At 67.4% G+C, this 15,570-nt stretch carries 15 protein-coding genes; 6 read left to right on the forward strand and 9 right to left on the reverse strand.

From position 1 onward, the window contains the following. Positions 1 to 4: 4 nt before the first annotated feature. Genes rsfS through QZ709_RS19505 form a run of 5 tightly spaced genes read right to left on the reverse strand, consistent with a single transcriptional unit; the run spans position 5 to position 4,455 of the window. Positions 5 to 832, reverse strand: coding sequence for a ribosome silencing factor (rsfS, locus tag QZ709_RS19485; protein ID WP_294639199.1), 828 nt, complete (start codon positions 830 to 832; stop codon positions 5 to 7). Then, positions 833 to 1,477 carry a nicotinate-nucleotide adenylyltransferase gene (nadD, locus tag QZ709_RS19490; protein ID WP_294639200.1) on the reverse strand — a complete coding sequence of 215 codons (645 nt, stop codon included), beginning with the start codon at positions 1,475 to 1,477 and terminating at the stop codon, positions 833 to 835. A 4-nt stretch (positions 1,478 to 1,481) separates the two neighbouring features. Then, on the reverse strand, positions 1,482 to 2,399 hold the full coding sequence (hemF, locus tag QZ709_RS19495) for an oxygen-dependent coproporphyrinogen oxidase (RefSeq protein ID WP_294639201.1): 918 nt from the start codon (positions 2,397 to 2,399) through the stop codon (positions 1,482 to 1,484). Positions 2,400 to 2,435: 36 nt separating this feature from the next. Beyond that, the gene (purD, locus tag QZ709_RS19500) at positions 2,436 to 3,722 is read right to left on the reverse strand and encodes a phosphoribosylamine--glycine ligase (protein WP_294639202.1); all 1,287 of its coding nucleotides are present in this window, start codon (positions 3,720 to 3,722) and stop codon (positions 2,436 to 2,438) included. 10 nt (positions 3,723 to 3,732) lie between these two features. Beyond that, on the reverse strand, positions 3,733 to 4,455 hold the full coding sequence (locus tag QZ709_RS19505; RefSeq protein WP_294639203.1) for a YebC/PmpR family DNA-binding transcriptional regulator: 723 nt from the start codon (positions 4,453 to 4,455) through the stop codon (positions 3,733 to 3,735). 188 nt (positions 4,456 to 4,643) lie between these two features. Between QZ709_RS19505 and QZ709_RS19510 the strand changes: the two genes are divergently transcribed. Then, a complete protein-coding gene (locus QZ709_RS19510; RefSeq protein WP_294639204.1) occupies positions 4,644 to 6,200 on the forward strand; it encodes a helicase HerA-like domain-containing protein in 1,557 nt (518 codons plus the stop codon). Between the two features lie 38 nt (positions 6,201 to 6,238). Here QZ709_RS19510 and QZ709_RS19515 read toward each other — a convergent pair whose 3' ends face one another. After that, positions 6,239 to 6,631, reverse strand: a complete 393-nt coding sequence (locus tag QZ709_RS19515; protein ID WP_294639205.1) for a hypothetical protein — start codon at positions 6,629 to 6,631, stop codon at positions 6,239 to 6,241. A 129-nt stretch (positions 6,632 to 6,760) separates the two neighbouring features. After that, the gene (gene lplT, locus QZ709_RS19520) at positions 6,761 to 8,044 is read right to left on the reverse strand and encodes a lysophospholipid transporter LplT (protein WP_294639206.1); all 1,284 of its coding nucleotides are present in this window, start codon (positions 8,042 to 8,044) and stop codon (positions 6,761 to 6,763) included. 196 nt (positions 8,045 to 8,240) lie between these two features. On the opposite strand from lplT, the gene alr reads away from it, so the two are divergent. The 3 genes from alr to radA all read left to right on the forward strand — a co-directional run bounded on the left by alr (position 8,241) and on the right by radA (position 11,425). Next, positions 8,241 to 9,362, forward strand: a complete 1,122-nt coding sequence (alr, locus tag QZ709_RS19525) for an alanine racemase (protein ID WP_294639207.1) — start codon at positions 8,241 to 8,243, stop codon at positions 9,360 to 9,362. Between the two features lie 91 nt (positions 9,363 to 9,453). Further along, positions 9,454 to 9,960 carry an acyl-CoA thioesterase gene (locus QZ709_RS19530; RefSeq protein WP_294639208.1) on the forward strand — a complete coding sequence of 169 codons (507 nt, stop codon included), beginning with the start codon at positions 9,454 to 9,456 and terminating at the stop codon, positions 9,958 to 9,960. Positions 9,961 to 10,051: 91 nt separating this feature from the next. Next, a complete protein-coding gene (radA, locus tag QZ709_RS19535; RefSeq protein ID WP_294639209.1) occupies positions 10,052 to 11,425 on the forward strand; it encodes a DNA repair protein RadA in 1,374 nt (457 codons plus the stop codon). A gap of 24 nt (positions 11,426 to 11,449) precedes the next feature. On the opposite strand, the gene murJ is transcribed toward radA, so the two are convergent. After that, positions 11,450 to 13,012, reverse strand: coding sequence for a murein biosynthesis integral membrane protein MurJ (gene murJ / locus QZ709_RS19540; RefSeq protein ID WP_294639210.1), 1,563 nt, complete (start codon positions 13,010 to 13,012; stop codon positions 11,450 to 11,452). Positions 13,013 to 13,179: 167 nt separating this feature from the next. Between murJ and rpsT the strand changes: the two genes are divergently transcribed. Next, positions 13,180 to 13,473: a 30S ribosomal protein S20 gene (gene rpsT, locus QZ709_RS19545; RefSeq protein ID WP_294639211.1), complete on the forward strand. Its 294-nt coding sequence runs from the start codon at positions 13,180 to 13,182 to the stop codon at positions 13,471 to 13,473. Positions 13,474 to 13,579: 106 nt separating this feature from the next. Here the strand turns inward: rpsT and QZ709_RS19550 are convergent, their stop codons facing one another. Beyond that, positions 13,580 to 13,924 (reverse strand): DUF3579 domain-containing protein, encoded by a 345-nt coding sequence (locus tag QZ709_RS19550; protein ID WP_294639212.1) that lies wholly within the window; start codon positions 13,922 to 13,924, stop codon positions 13,580 to 13,582. Between the two features lie 437 nt (positions 13,925 to 14,361). Here QZ709_RS19550 and QZ709_RS19555 point away from each other — a divergent pair, with 437 nt between their 5' ends. Further along, positions 14,362 to 15,561, forward strand: coding sequence for an aspartate aminotransferase family protein (locus QZ709_RS19555; RefSeq protein WP_294639213.1), 1,200 nt, complete (start codon positions 14,362 to 14,364; stop codon positions 15,559 to 15,561). Positions 15,562 to 15,570: the final 9 nt, after the last annotated feature.

Consider the following 15,570-nt stretch of genomic DNA (forward strand, 5'->3'; position numbering starts at 1 on the left):
CGCGTCAGCGAGCCGCCTTGCGAGCGGGAGCCTTCTTGGCGGCGACCTTCTTGGCCGCCACTTTCTTGACGGCAACGGTCTTGCGTGCAGGCGCCTTCTTGGCGGCCACCTTCTTCGCGGCCGGTTTGCGGGCCGGCGCGTTGACCACCACCTTCTGGAGTGCGGCCTTCTTGGCAGGCGCCTTCTTGGCAGCCACCTTGCGCGCGGTCGTCGTGGTCGCGGCCTTCACCGCGGGCTTCTTCGCAGCGACCTTCTTGGCAGCCACCTTCTTCGCGGCAACCTTGCGAGCCGGTGCCTTCGGTGCGGCTTCGACCTCAGCCGGAGCAGCCTTTCGGACCGCGGGCTTCTTGGCTGTGGCCTTCTTCGCGGCCGGCTTCTCGGTGGCAGCCTTCTGGGCCGGCGTGGCCTTGCCCGAGACCTTGCGGGCCTTCACCGGGGAAGCGTCCTCGTCCATCGGCTCGGAGGCCTTGACCAGCCCGGCCTTGGCGGACTTCAGCTTGATGGACACGGGCTTCTCACCCCAGATCTCTTCAAGCTGGTAGTACTGACGGATCGCCGGCTGCATCACATGCACCACGGCCGCACCGCAGTCCACGATGATCCATTCGCTGTTGTCTTCGCCCTCGGTGCGCATGACCTGAAAGCCGGCGGCCTTGACGGCCTCGCGCACGCTGGAGGCCAGCGCCTTGGTCTGGCGGTTGGACGAACCGGTGGCGATGACGACACGCTCGAACAGCGGCGAGAGGTGTTCGGTGTTGAACACGACGATGTCCTGAGCCTTGACGTCTTCGAGGCCATCGACGATGGCGCGTTGCAGTTTGCGGATGTCCATTCAGCGTGGGGTGCCTGGGGCGTAGAGTTGATGTTCGGCAATATAGCGCGCCACGCCGCCGGGAAGGAGCGCGGGCGCCAGGGAATCAGGGTTCGCCCCGTCGGCCAGACGGGCGCGGATATCGGTCGAAGACACGTTCATGGGCGGCAACGGCAAGGCCAGCACCCGATGGGGATGACGCTGCAGTTCGACCGGTGTCGACAGGGTATCACCGCCACGGCAGGCCACGGCCACCGTCACGCGGTCCAGCAACTCGAGCCAACCATGCCATGTGGGCAGGTTGGTGTACTGGTCCTGCCCGATCAGCAGCACCCATTCGACGCGCTGGCCCGCCTGGTCGGCCCGCGCCTGCAGGGCCCGCACGGTTTCCAGGGTGTAGGACGGACCGGCTCGGTCGACCTCGAGGCGATCGACGACAAAGCGCGGTTCGTGCGCCGTGGCGGCCGCCACCATGGCAAGCCGGGCCTCGGCGGGCGCCAGACGGCGCGCCTTCTGCCACGCCTGACCAACGGGGATCCAGCGCACCTCATCGAGCGCCAGATGCCGCAGCGCCAGTTCGGCCAGCGCGACATGGGCCACGTGAACGGGGTCGAAGCTGCCGCCCATCAGGCCGACGCGGCGCAGCGGGGTGCCAGCCAGGCTCAAGGGATCAGACCCAGTCCCGCGCCGGCAGGAAATCGGTGTAGAGCCGCGCTTCGGGTGAGCCGGCTTCGGGATGCCAGTCGTAGCGCCATTTCACGATCGGCGGCATCGACATCAGGATGCTCTCGGTGCGCCCGCCCGATTGCAGCCCGAACAGGGTACCGCGGTCCCACACGAGGTTGAACTCGACATAGCGCCCGCGGCGGTAGGCCTGGAAATCGCGCTCGCGCTCGCCATAGGCCTGGGCCCGGCGGCGCTGCAGGATGGGCAGGTAGGCCTCGGTGAAGGCATCGCCCACCGAACGCATCATGGCGAAGCCGCCTTCCATGCCGAGCTCGGAGAAGTCGTCGAAGAAAATGCCGCCAACACCGCGGGCCTCGTTGCGATGTTTGAGGAAGAAGTACTCGTCGCACCAGGCCTTGAAGCGCGGGTACTTGTCGTCGCCGAACGGCGCGAGCGCATCCTTGCACACCTGATGAAAGTGGCGCGCATCGTCTTCCCGGCCATAGTAGGGCGTCAGGTCCATGCCGCCGCCGAACCAGGCCACGGTGGTGCCGTCGGGCTTGTGGGCGGCCAGCATGCGCACGTTCATGTGCACCGTGGGCACATAGGGGTTGCGCGGGTGAAAGACCAGCGACACGCCCATGGCCTCGAAGGGGCAGCCGGCCAGCTCGGGACGGTGCTGGGTGGCCGAGGGCGGCAGGCTCGGGCCGCGCACATGCGAAAAATTGCAGCCGCCCCGCTCCAGCACGTTGCCCTCTTCCACCAGGCGCGAGCAGCCATCGCCCTGCAGGCGTTCTTCGGGCCCGCGCACCCAGGCGTCACGCACAAAGGGTTTGCCGTCCTCGGCCTCGAAGGCCGAAATGATGCGGTCCTGCAGGTCCAGCAGGTACTGACGGACGGCGGCGGTGTCGAATTCGCTCATGGCGGCTCGTGTGAGGGGGTCGGGGCAGAAGGCGGATCAGCGGGCCTTGATGGCGCGCCAGCCGATGTCCGAGCGGAACTGCATGCCATCGAAGGCAATGCCACGCATGTAGTCGTAAGCGCGCTGCTGGGCCAGCTTGGCCGAGTCCCCCAGCGCGGTCACGCACAGCACGCGCCCGCCACTGGTGCGCACCAGACCGTCGTCGCCCATCGTCGTGCCGGCATGGAACACCATGGCATCGTCGGTGTCAGCCGGCAGGCCGGTGATGACGTCGCCCTTCTTCGGATCCAGCGGGTAACCGCCCGCGGCCACGACCACGCCGAGCGCAAAGCGACGGTCCCACTGCAGCTCGATCTGGTCAAGGGTGCCGTCCGTGGCATGCAGCATGACGTCGACCAGGTCGCTCTTGAGCCGCATCATGATGGGCTGGGTCTCCGGGTCGCCCATGCGGCAGTTGAACTCGAGCGTCTTGGGGTTGCCCTGCGCGTCGATCATCAGGCCGGCGTACAGGAAGCCGGTGAAGGGGATACCGTCCTTGGCCATGCCGGCCAGGGTCGGGTTGATGATCTCCTGCATGGCCTTGGCGTACACATTGGGCGTGACCACTGGCGCGGGCGAGTAGGCGCCCATGCCACCGGTGTTCGGACCAGCATCGGCGTCCAGCAGGCGCTTGTGGTCCTGGCTGGTGGCCATCACGGCCACGTTCTTGCCATCGGCCATGACGATGAAGCTGGCTTCCTCGCCAGCCAGGAACTCTTCGATCACGACCCGGGCGCCGCCCGCGTTGTGCTGTACGCCGAGCTTGTTGTCGAGCAGCATGAAGTCGATGGCTTCATGGGCTTCCTGCAGTGTCATGGCCACGACCACGCCCTTGCCCGCTGCCAGGCCGTCGGCCTTGATGACGATGGGTGCCCCCTTGGCGTCCACATAAGCGTGGGCTGCGGCAGCGTCGGTGAAGGTCTCGTAGAACGCCGTGGGAATGCCGTGGCGCTTCATGAAGTCCTTGGCGAAGGCCTTGGAGCTTTCCAGCTGCGCCGCCTTCTGCGTCGGGCCGAAGATGCGAAGACCGCGCGCACGGAACTCGTCGACCACGCCGGCCGCCAGTGGCGCCTCCGGGCCGACCACCGTCACGGCGATCTTGTTGGCCTGGGCGAAATCGGCCAGCGCCTTGACGTCGGTGATCGGCACGTTCACCAGACGCGGGTCACGCGCGGTGCCACCGTTGCCCGGCGCCACATAGACCTTCTGGGCCTTGGGCGACTGGGCCAGTTTCCAGGCCAGGGCGTGCTCGCGGCCGCCCGAACCGATGACGAGGATGTTCATGGGGAGGTTCTCAGTTCAGTTCGGCGTTGTGGAACACGTCCTGGACATCGTCCAGGTCTTCCAGCACGTCCAGCAGCTTCTGCATGCGGGCGGCGTCATCGCCCGACAGTTCGATGTTGTTTTCGGCCCGCATGGTGACTTCCGCCACCTCGGCAGTCAGGCCTGCACCCTCCAGAGCGTGCTTCACGGCCTCGAAATCCCCCGGGGCGCTGAGCACCTCGATCGAGCCGTCTTCGTGGGTGATCACGTCTTCGGCGCCGGCTTCCAGGGCGACTTCCATGATCTTGTCCTCGCTGGCACCAGGCGCGAACAGGAACTGCCCGACATGCTTGAACTGGAAGGCCACCGAGCCTTCGGTGCCCAGGTTGCCACCGTGTTTGCTGAAGGCATGGCGCACGTCGGCAACGGTGCGCACGCGGTTGTCGGTCATGCAATCGACGATGACGGCCGCACCGCCGATGCCGTAGCCCTCGTAGCGGATTTCCTCGTACGTGACGCCATCCAGGTTGCCGGTGGCCTTGTCGACGTTGCGCTTGATGTTGTCCGCCGGCATGTTGGCCGCCTTGGCCTTGTCGATGGCCAGGCGCAGACGCGGGTTCATGGCCACGTCACCGCCACCCTGCCGTGCGGCCACGATGATTTCACGGGTGATGCGGGTCCAGACCTTGCCGCGCTTTTCGTCCTGACGGCCCTTGCGGTGTTGGATGTTGGCCCACTTGGAATGACCGGCCATGGCGTTGTGCTCCGGGTGTGTTTTGTGTGCTGAGAACGACAGCGCGCGCCCTGCCTGACGACAGCGCGCGCACGCATACAGCCCTGCGAAGAGCTGAGAGATACTGTGATTTTAACGTTGGCCCGACCCAGGCTCGACCGCGGGAGGGGTGACGTGAGCGCTTTTTTCAGTTTCCGGAGTCCAGCGTCATGGCCGAACCGATCCTGCTTGCCCGCCACGGCGACACAGCCTGCCACCTCCTGCCCGCTCTGGCCAACCGGCACGGGTTGGTCACCGGGGCCACCGGCACCGGCAAGACCATCACCCTGCAAGCCCTCGCGGAACGCTTCTCGGCCATCGGGGTGCCGGTGTTCTTGGCGGACATCAAGGGCGACCTGACGGGCATCTCACAGGCCGGGGTCGTGAGCCCGAAACTGGCCGCCATCCTCACCGAGCGGGGACTGGACACCCCCGAATCGCAGGCCTGCCCCACCACGCTTTGGGATGTGTTCGGCGAGCAGGGCCACCCCGTGCGTGCCACCGTGTCCGACATGGGCCCACTGTTGCTTGGCCGCATGCTCAACCTGAACGACACGCAGGAAGGGGTGCTGCAACTGGTCTTCAAGATCGCCGACGACAACGGCCTGCTGCTGCTCGACCTGAAGGACCTGCGGGCCATGCTCCAGCACGTGGGCGACAACGCCAGCCAGTTCACGACCGAGTACGGCAACATCAGCGCGGCCAGCATCGGCGCCATTCAGCGCGGCCTGCTGCAGATCGAACAGCAAGGAGGAGACCGCTTCTTCGGTGAACCCATGCTCGACATCCGCGACTTCATGCAGACCGTGGACGGCAGGGGCGTCGTGAACATCCTGGCAGCCGACAAGCTGATGAACGCCCCCCGGCTGTACGCGACCTTCCTGCTGTGGATGCTGTCCGAGCTGTTCGAGACCCTGCCTGAGGTGGGCGACCTCGACAAGCCCAAGCTGGTGTTCTTCTTCGACGAAGCGCACTTGCTGTTCAAGGATGCGCCCACCGCACTGATCGAGCGCATCGAACTGGTGGTGCGCCTCGTGCGCTCCAAGGGGGTCGGCGTGTACTTCGTGACCCAGAACCCGCTGGACGTGCCCGATACGGTGCTCGGCCAGCTGGGCAACCGGGTGCAGCACGCCTTGCGGGCGTTCACGCCACGGGACCAGAAAGCCGTGAAGTCGGCCGCCGAGACCATGCGCGCCAACCCCGGGCTGGACATCGCCACGGCCATCACCGAACTGGCGGTGGGCGAGGCGCTGGTAAGCCTGTTGGACGACAAGGGGCGGCCCTGCGTGACGCAGCGGGTGTTCGTACTGCCACCCGGCAGCCAGATCGGCCCCATCAGCGCGGCCCAGCGGCAGGCCCTGCTGCAGGGCTCGCTGGTGGCCGGGGTGTACGACCAGGTGGTGGACCGCGAGTCGGCCTACGAAAAGCTCAAGGGCCGCACAGCCGCGCCCGGCGCACCCACAGGGTCGGGTCGGACGCTGCGCGACGAGGCCTGCCAGGCCACCCGCTCCGGCGCCGGAGAGGCCGCGCGAGGCGCCGCCACGGGTGCGGCCGGCGGCTGGCTGGGGGACGCCGCTGGCGACCTGTTCAGGGGCAGCGGCCGCAAGGACTCCATCCTGGAAACGGTGGCCAAATCCGCCGCGCGGACGATCGGCTCGACCGTCGGCCGAGAGGTCATCCGGGGTGTGCTGGGCTCCCTGCTGGGAGGCTCCAGCCGTCGGCGCTGAGACCGGGGGGCGCCCCAGAGGCGCCTCCGGCGCGGGGCTCAGCGGCCGTGGTGACCGCGCCAGCCACCGTGACCATGGTGGTGATGGTGGTGGTGATAGCCCCAGCCAGGCTGGATGTAACGCACTGGCTCGACGTAGCGCACCGGCGGGCCGTACACCACCGCCGGGGGCGGCGCATACACGACACGTGGGTGCCCGACCACCACGGGTGCCGGCATGATGACCTGCGGTGCCGCCACCACCATCCCGTAAGGCGCACCGTACGGCGCGTTGGACACTGTGGTGCCGACCCGCCCGACGCCCTGCATCGGGGCATCGACATTCACCGACCAGTAAACACCACCTCCTGCGTGCGCAGCGGCGGCGCCGGCGGCCAGGGCAAGCAGACCCGCGATGCGGGCCACATGGGCAAAGGGGCGTGTGTTCAGCATGTTCATCTCCTCCGCGCCCCGCCGGCTGCCGAATGAACTGGCCTGCCGCTGCGGGTTGCATGTGTCTACAACGACACGCGCCGGCCGGCCGATGACATGCGAATGTAAAGACTTGTTCGGGGCCGCGACTCAGTGGTGGTGCGCATCGCTGCGGGCGATCGCCAGCAGGTGATCCACCTCTTCACGGTGGTGCACCGTGTTGTGCTTGTGCCATCGCCCGATGAGGAACATGACGCCGGCCACCACCAGCCCGAAAGCGGTGATGGCACCGTAGGCAGACAACCCGGAGGTGGTCAGGGCGCTGTAGCCCAGGCCCAGCAGCAGGATGCAGGCCTGTTCGTTGAAGTTCTGCACGGCGATCGAGCGCCCCGCCCCCATCAGGTTGTGCCCTCGGTGCTGCAACAGCGCGTTCATCGGCACCACCAGGAACCCCCCCAGCCCGCCGAGCAGCACGAGGAAGGGCACGGCGATCACCAGATCGCGCAGTACGTTCATGCCCAGCACCAGCACCCCCATGGCCACACCCAGCGGGATCACGGACGTGGCCTGATCAAGCCGCATCCTGACCGATGCCACGACCGCCCCGACCGCCGTCCCGATGGCGACCACCCCAACTAGAGACGACGCCTTGGTGGTGTCGTAACCGAGCGCCACAGCCGCCCAGGCCAGCACGATGTAACGCAGGTTGCCCGACACCCCCCAGAAAAGCGTCGTGGTGGCCAGCGAGATCTGCCCCAACTTGTCCTGCCAGAGCCGGCGATTGCAACCGGCGAAATCACGAACCAGCTCGAACGGGTTGTCACCGAAGGGCTGCAGGGGCGTACTGGTACGCGGGATGCGGAGGTTGAAGCCTGCCGCGATCACATACAACAGCACCAGCGTCACGATGGCCGCCTCCGGCGGGGTGTCCACGCCGGTGCTCAGCGCCGGAAAGTCGAGCGCCAACAGGTGCGGGGCCACGAGCGGGCCCATCAGCTGACCACCCAGCACCACGCCCAGGATGATGGAAGCGATGGTGAGCCCCTCGATCCAGCCATTGGCCTTGACCAGTTGCGAAGGGGGCAACAGCTCGGTCAGGATGCCGTACTTGGCCGGCGAATAGGCCGCAGCCCCCAGCCCCACGACCGCATAGGCCATCAGCGGATGACTGCCGAACAGCATCATCAGGCATCCGACCACCTTGATGCTGTTCGAGATGAACATGACCTTGCCCTTGGGCCAGGCGTCGGCGAACGCGCCGACAAAAGGCGCCAGCAGGACATAGAACAGCGCAAACATGGGCACCAGCGCCGCACGCTGCCATTCTGGCGCGCCCTCGGACCTGAGCAGTTCCACTGCGGCGACAAACAGGGCGTTGTCGGCCAGCGAGCTGAAGAACTGCGCCGCCATGATCGTGAAAAAGCCTTTTTTCATGCGCGAGCGTCGGGGAGCAACGGTTCCGGTCTGACAAGAAGATGTCGCCAGACAGCCCCGCCGACGGGCAGGCTCTTCCAGCAAGCCGCCGGTTATAGCACGGCGGAAACGGACAAACGAAGGCAGAAGCACCGGCTTGCGCGCCCAAGTGCGGGTTGACCCCAGGCGCCATCCGCCACGCTGGCAGAATGGTCACATGCCGCGCCCGATCGAAGCCCTGATCCACCTCGACGCCCTGCAACACAACCTGGCCCGGGCCCGTGCCTGCGCGCCGGATGCGCAGGTCTGGTCGGTCGTCAAGGCGAACGGCTACGGCCATGGGCTGACACGCGTGTTCGAGGGGCTGCGCGCCACCGACGGCTTCGCCCTGCTGGACATCGAGGAAGCCCGCCGCCTGCGCGAGCTGGACTGGCGCGGTCCCATCCTGCTGCTCGAAGGGGTGTTCGATCCCCGCGATCTGGAAACCTGCTCCCGGCTGGGCCTGTGGCACGTCGTGCACAACGAGCAGCAGATCGACTGGCTGGCCCAGCACAAGACCGAATGGCCGCACCGCGTGTTCCTGAAGATGAACACGGGCATGAACCGCCTGGGGTTCCGGCCGCACGCCTTCCGCAACGCCTGGGCCCGGCTGAGCGCCCTGCCCCAGGTCGACGAGGTGTCGCTGATCACGCACTTTTCGGATGCGGACGCGGCGCGGGGAATCGACCACCAGGTGGCCCTGTTCCAGGCCCACACGGCCGATCTGAGCGGCGAACGCAGCCTGTGCAACAGCGCCGCCGTGCTGCGCCACGCCCAGGATCCGGCGGTGCGCGCCGACTGGGTCCGCCCCGGCATCATGCTGTACGGCGGCGTGCCCGACTACCCGGAGCACGATGCCGCGCACTGGGATCTCCAGCCGGCCATGACGCTGCGCTCGCAGCTGATCGGGGTCCAGCATCTGGAGGCCGGCGAAACCGTGGGCTACGGCAGCCGCTTCACCGCGCCGCATGCCATGCGCGTCGGCGTGGTGGCCTGCGGTTATGCCGATGGCTATCCGCGCCATGCACCCGATGGCACGCCGGTGCTGGTGTGTGGGCAACGCACCCGGCTGGTCGGTCGCGTCTCGATGGACATGCTCATCGTGGACCTGGACCCGGTGCCCCAGGCCCAGCTGGGCAGCGAGGTCACGCTGTGGGGGCACGGCCCCCGCCTCGATGGCGCACCGACACGCCTGGACATCGACGAAGTGGCCCACGCCTGCGGCACGATCTCGTATGAACTGATGTGCGCGCTGGCGCAGCGCGTGCCGGTCACGGTGCTCGAGCCGCACACCGCCTGATTGCAGCGCCCCTTTTTGCGCGCTCCCGCCCCTCCTTCCCACCGCCACCGCCCCCCCGATGCAGACCGACGACCAGAAACATCAGCTCCGCATGACCCTGCTGATGACGCCCGACATGGCCAACTTCTCCGGCAATGTCCACGGCGGCGCCATCCTCAAGCTGCTGGACCAGGTGGCATACGCCTGTGCAAGCCGCTACGCGGGCTGCTACGTCGTGACCCTGTCGGTGGACCAGGTCACCTTCCGACAACCCATCCACGTCGGTGAGCTGGTGACCTTTCTGGCCTCGGTGAACTTCACCGGCACGTCGTCGATGGAGATCGGCGTCAAGGTGATTGCCGAGAACATCCGCACCCAGGTGGTTCGCCATGCCAACAGCTGCTTCTTCACGATGGTGGCCGTGGACGACCAGGCCCGCCCGACGGCTGTGCCACCGCTGACCCCGGTCACGCCGGATGAAAAGCGCCGGTATGAAGCCGCCAAGCTGCGCCGCCAGCTGCGGCAGGAGCTGGAGCGCCGCTTCAAGGCCATTCAGAAAGGCGGCGCCGACGCACCCACGCCCGACGACGTGACCCCGACTGCGCCACCTTCGGCCTGATCGGTCGGCATCCCCCTGGGCGGGTTCCTCCGGACGGGGGGATGGCGCCCCACCGCCCGACCCTGGCCCTGCCATCGCCGACAATCGCCGCATGGCCAAGGACAAGACGATCTACACGTGCAGCGAATGTGGCGGCACGAGCCCGAAGTGGCTGGGCAAATGCCCGCATTGCGGCGCCTGGAACACGCTGGAAGAAACACGCGCGGAGCCGGCCGCCGGCAAGAACCGCATGCAGGCGCTGGCCCGCGGGCTGAACGCGGCCCAGCCGGTCACGACGCTGTCGGAGATCGAAGCCGCCGAGGTCGCCCGCACGCCGACCGGACTCGAAGAACTGGACCGCGTGCTGGGCGGCGGCATTGTGGCCGGCGGCGTGGTGCTGATCGGCGGCGACCCGGGCATCGGCAAGTCGACCCTGCTGCTGCAGGCGCTGGACGCCCTGTCGCGCCAGATGCCGGTGCTGTATGTGACCGGCGAGGAAAGCGGCGCCCAGGTGGCCCTGCGCGCGCGCCGCCTGGGTCTGGACGGCTCGCAGGTGCGCGTGCAGGCCGAGATCCAGCTGGAGAACATCGTGGCCACCCTGGAGGCGGAAAAGCCGGCCTTCTGTGTCATCGACTCGATCCAGACGCTGTTTTCCGATCAGCTGACGTCCGCGCCCGGCTCGGTGGCCCAGGTGCGCGAATGCGCGGCCCACCTGACCCGCGTGGCCAAAAGCAGCGGCTGCACCATGGTGCTGGTGGGCCACGTCACCAAGGAAGGTGCGCTGGCCGGTCCGCGCGTGCTCGAGCACATCGTCGACACGGTGCTGTACTTCGAAGGCGACACGCACAGCAGCTTCCGCCTGATCCGCGCGATCAAGAACCGCTTCGGGGCGGTCAACGAGATCGGCGTGTTCGCCATGACGGACAAGGGGCTGAAGGGCGTGACCAACCCCAGCGCCATCTTCCTGTCGACCCACAGCGAGCCCGTGCCCGGCTCGTGCGTGCTGGTGACGCTGGAAGGCACCCGGCCCATGCTGGTCGAGATCCAGGCCCTGGTCGACAGCGGGGGCCCGAGCCCGCGCCGCTTGAGCGTGGGGCTGGAGCGCGACCGCCTGGCCATGCTGCTGGCGGTGCTGCACCGCCACGCGGGCATGGCCTGCTTCGACCAGGACGTGTTCGTGAACGCGGTGGGCGGTGTGCGCATCAGCGAGCCGGCGGCCGACCTGGCCGTGCTGCTGGCCATCCAGAGCAGCCTGCGCGCGCGCGCGCTGCCCAAGGGCTTCATCGCCTTTGGCGAAGTGGGCCTGGCCGGCGAAGTGCGCCCCGCCCCACGCGGACAGGACCGGCTGAAGGAAGCTGCCAAGCTGGGCTTTTCGATCGCGGTGGTGCCCAAGGCCAACGCACCGAAGAAGCCCGTCGAGGGACTGACCATTCACGCGGTGGAGCGTGTGGAAGAAGCGATGGAGCTGGTGCGGTCGCTGATGTGATCCGCAGCCGCGAGGCCGAGCGGCTCAGCGCCGGATCGCCTGCCGCAGGTTCAGGCCGGACGCCGCCAGCGCACCGAAGTACACCGCGGCGGCGGCCACCAGGCATCCGGCCATCGCGCCGATGCGCACCAGCGGCTGGCTGCGCAAGGCCACCCAGTCCAGATGGGTGGACGCCAGCCACAGGCCCACACCCAGCAAGGCCGTGGCCCCGACCACCCGCAGGCTGAACAACAGCCATCCCGGCGCCGGCGTGTACCGGCCCGCCTTGCGCAGCCCGATCAGCAGCCATGCGGAGTTCACCAGCGACCCCAGGCCGATGGACAGCGCCAGGCCGGCGTGCCCCAGCCAAGGCACGAAGACGAGGTTGAAGCCCTGGGTGATGACCAGCACAGTGATGCCGATGCGCACCGGCGTGCGGATGTCCTGCGTGGCGTAGAAACCGGGGGCCAGCACCTTCACACCGATCAGGCCCATCAGCCCCACGCCGTAGCACGACAGCGCCAGCACGGTCTGCTGCACGTCGGTCGGGCTGAAGCGGCCGTAGTGGTAAAGCACGGCCACCAGCGGCTTGGAAAACACGAGCAAGGCCACGGCGCTGGGCAGCGCCAGCAGCAGCACCAGGCGCAGCCCCCAGTCCAGCAAGCCCGAGAACTTGTCGGCGTCGCCACTGGCCTGGGCCCGAGACAGCTGCGGCAGCAACACCACGCCCAGGGCGACCCCCAGCATGGCCGTGGGGAACTCCATCAGCCGGTCGGCATAGGTCAGCCAGGACACCGCCCCTGCCCCCAGGTGCGACGCAATCTGCGTGTTGACCAGCAAGGAAATCTGGGCGACCGACACGCCGAGGACGGCCGGCGCCATCTGGCGCAGCACGCGGCGCACGCCCGGGTGGTGCCAGGCCGCCTTGAAACGCGACCATGTCATGCCGATGCGGGGCACCATGCCGATGCGCAACAGCGCGGGAACCTGCACCCCCAGCTGCAACAGGCCGCCCACCATCACGCCCACGGCCAGTGCGTAGACCGGCTCGATGCCGCGGGTGCGGAAGAAAGGCGCCAGCAGCCCCGCCGCCCCGATCATGCTGAGGTTGAGCAGCACCGGCGTGACCGCCGGCACCGCGAAGCGGCTCCAGGTGTTCAGGATGCCGGCACTGAGCGCCACCAGCGACATGAAGCCGATGTACGGGAACATCCACCGGGTCATGACCACGGCCGCGTCGAAGCCTCCGCTTTCCTTCAGGCCGGAGGCCATCAGCCACACCAGCACCGGCGCCCCCACCGAGCCCAGCACGCACACCACCAGCAGCGCGCCGAACAGCACCGTGCCCACGGCGTTGACCAGATCGTGCGTGGCCTCGTCGCCCTGCCGGGTGCGGCTTTCCGCCAGGATGGGCACGAAGGCCTGGGAGAACGCCCCTTCGGCGAACAGCCGACGCAGCAGATTGGGAATGCGGAAGGCGACGTTGAAGGCGTCGGTCGTGGCGCTCGCCCCGAAAGCCGCAGCGATCAGCAGTTCGCGGATCAGGCCGGTGATGCGCGACGCGAGCGTCATCACCGAGACAATGGAAGCGGACTTCAGCAAGCTCATCGACCGATTATAGGAAGCGCCTTCCATACGGCCCGCCGCACCCCTTGTCCGAGGGAGCGGGCTCGCGTTATACTCGCAGGCTTTCCAACCAACTCGCCTTTGTGGGGTGCGAAGCGGTGCCGGTGGCGACATGCCGCGGCGTCGAGCATCTACAGGGCCACAAGATCATGGCATCTGCATCCAAAGCCAAGAAGACCGTCCGCATCGCCTCGGGCCGCAAGCGCGCCCGCCAGGACGTCAAGCTGAACGCCGCCAACTCGGCACTGCGTTCGAAGTTCCGCACCGCCATCAAGGGCGTGCTCAAGGCTGTTCAAGCTGGCGACAAGGCCAAGGCCTCTGACGCATTCAAGACCGCTCAATCGGTGATCGACTCGATCGCTGACAAGGGCATCTTCCACAAGAACAAGGCCGCCCGTCATAAGAGCCGCCTGTCTGCCAAGATCAAGGCCCTCGCTGCCTGAGTCCTTCGGACTCCATGAAGAAAGCCCGCTTCAAGCGGGCTTTTTTTCGTCCGGACTTCAGCCGAACACCGGCCGGGCTCGGGGCGAAGACCGCCCCGCTCTCACCTCAGGCCCGCGGCGCGTCGGGCAACAGGCAGGCCTCGACGACCTGAAGGTCGTTGTCGCGTGCGAAGTTCATGACGAAGTCCCATGCCATGGGTTCGATGTCGCGCAGCGCCTCGTTGACGACGACACACTTGACCTTGCCCATGCTGGTCGGCACGCAATAGGGTGAATAGCCGATGTGGGCGCCCGGCCCCATCGCCCGCCCCCCAGGGCGGAAGCAGGACATGGCCCCGGCGAGGCGCTCGGCCCAGTCGCTTGGCCGGAAGGTACGCCCGTCGCTGGTCACGCCCTGAATGAAGATTTCACGTGGTTTCTGGGTGGCTGTGGGCTTCGAGGGCGACGACACGGTGGCGCTTCCGAGGGCTGTGCAATGGGTAGATTGACAGGCGTGGCGGCAGATCGTGTCTGGCCGCCACAGGAAACAAGGCTCGCCGTGAGAGGTGTCCCGGCGGCAAGGCCTTGACCGGAGCATGGACGGATCGCCATCCGACCCCGGCTGGGCCAAGTCTTGTATAAGACTCGACGACCGACATTGTCGCCCACCTGCCCCTTTGACGCAACCCGGAAAACGAGAAACTGCACACCGCGCTGGGCTGCGACAGGCCATAGACAGCCTGCCTCCGGACGGGTGTCCGCGGCGAGCTCATGGCCCGCATCGGATCGCGCCGTTTGATGGTGAAGCGGCGTGCGCCGACTTGGCGACCGCGGGCTTTTCCTTAGAATGGCGTGATGGCGCAGTGCCTGCTGCGCCATTTTTCTTTTCACCCGCTTCGAGACCCATCCATGAACGCCCCTGTGTCGATGCCCCACGTGATGCCCACCTATGGCCGGCTGCCGGTTGCCCTGTCGCACGGCGAAGGCGCCCGCGTCTGGGACACCGAGGGCCGACGTTATCTGGACGCGCTCTCGGGCATTGCGGTGAACACGCTGGGCCACAAGCACCCGCGTCTGGTGGCTGCACTGCAGGATCAAGTCGAGAAGATGATCCACTGCTGCAACTACTACCAAGTGCCGCTGCAGGAGGAACTCGCCAGCATGCTGGTCGAGCGCTCGGGCCTCACCAATGTGTTCTTCTGCAACTCGGGCCTGGAAGCCAACGAGGCAGCCCTGAAGATTGCGCGCAAGTACGGCCACGACAAGGGCATCGACCGCGCTGAAGTGGTGGTGTACGAGAAGGCTTTCCATGGTCGCTCGATCGCCACGCTGTCGGCCACGGGCAATCCGAAGGTCCACGCCGGCTTCGAGCCGCTGGTCGAAGGTTTTGTGCGCGTGCCGCTCAACGACATCGCCGCGCTCGAAGAAGTGGCACGCACCCGCCCGAACGTGACGGCCGTGTTCCTGGAAGTGATCCAGGGAGAAGGCGGTATCAACCCGGCCCGCACCGAGTACCTGCAGGCCGTGCGCGCCCTGTGCGACAAGCAAGGCTGGCTGCTGATGCTGGACGAAGTGCAGTGCGGCATCGGGCGCACCGGCAAGTGGTTCGCCCACCAGTGGGCCGGCATCCAGCCCGATGTGATGCCGCTGGCCAAGGGCCTGGGCTCGGGCGTGCCCATCGGCGCGGTGGTGTGCGGTCCGAAGGCCGCCGATGTGCTGAAGCCGGGTAACCACGGCACCACTTTCGGCGGCAACCCGCTGGCCATGCGCGCCGGGGTCGAAACGCTCAAGACGATGGACGCCGAAGGGCTGATGGCCAACGCCGTCACCGTCGGTGCCCACCTGATGGCCGCCCTGAAGCGCGAACTCGGCGACCTGGCCGGCGTGAAGGACATCCGCGGCCAGGGCCTGATGATCGGCATCGAGCTGGACCGCCCCTGCGGCATCATCCTGAGCCGCGCGCTGGAAGCCGGCCTGCTGCTGAGCGTGACGGCCGACACCGTGGTGCGCCTGCTGCCGCCGCTGATCTTCACCACCGCCGAGGCCGACGAGTGCGTGGCCATCCTCGCCCCGATCGTGCGTGCCTTCCTTGCGGAAACCCAAGCGTGAACTCCGACC

The organism is uncultured Aquabacterium sp., assembly GCF_913773725.1.
Classification (GTDB): Bacteria; Pseudomonadota; Gammaproteobacteria; order Burkholderiales; family Burkholderiaceae_C; genus Aquabacterium.

Bases quoted from the DNA above. Each gene is read 5' to 3' on its own strand.
- QZ709_RS19510 (WP_294639204.1), top strand. From the start codon at position 4,644: ATGGCCGAACCGATCCTGCTTGCCCGCCACGGCGACACAGCCTGCCAC.
- lplT (WP_294639206.1), bottom strand. From the start codon at position 8,044: ATGAAAAAAGGCTTTTTCACGATCATGGCGGCGCAGTTCTTCAGCTCG.
- rpsT (WP_294639211.1), top strand. From the start codon at position 13,180: ATGGCATCTGCATCCAAAGCCAAGAAGACCGTCCGCATCGCCTCGGGC.
- QZ709_RS19515 (WP_294639205.1), bottom strand. From the start codon at position 6,631: ATGCTGAACACACGCCCCTTTGCCCATGTGGCCCGCATCGCGGGTCTG.
- QZ709_RS19555 (WP_294639213.1), top strand. From the start codon at position 14,362: ATGAACGCCCCTGTGTCGATGCCCCACGTGATGCCCACCTATGGCCGG.
- murJ (WP_294639210.1), bottom strand. From the start codon at position 13,012: ATGAGCTTGCTGAAGTCCGCTTCCATTGTCTCGGTGATGACGCTCGCG.
- QZ709_RS19505 (WP_294639203.1), bottom strand. From the start codon at position 4,455: ATGGCCGGTCATTCCAAGTGGGCCAACATCCAACACCGCAAGGGCCGT.
- radA (WP_294639209.1), top strand. From the start codon at position 10,052: ATGGCCAAGGACAAGACGATCTACACGTGCAGCGAATGTGGCGGCACG.
- rsfS (WP_294639199.1), bottom strand. From the start codon at position 832: ATGGACATCCGCAAACTGCAACGCGCCATCGTCGATGGCCTCGAAGAC.
- purD (WP_294639202.1), bottom strand. From the start codon at position 3,722: ATGAACATCCTCGTCATCGGTTCGGGCGGCCGCGAGCACGCCCTGGCC.
- hemF (WP_294639201.1), bottom strand. From the start codon at position 2,399: ATGAGCGAATTCGACACCGCCGCCGTCCGTCAGTACCTGCTGGACCTG.
- alr (WP_294639207.1), top strand. From the start codon at position 8,241: ATGCCGCGCCCGATCGAAGCCCTGATCCACCTCGACGCCCTGCAACAC.
- QZ709_RS19530 (WP_294639208.1), top strand. From the start codon at position 9,454: ATGACCCTGCTGATGACGCCCGACATGGCCAACTTCTCCGGCAATGTC.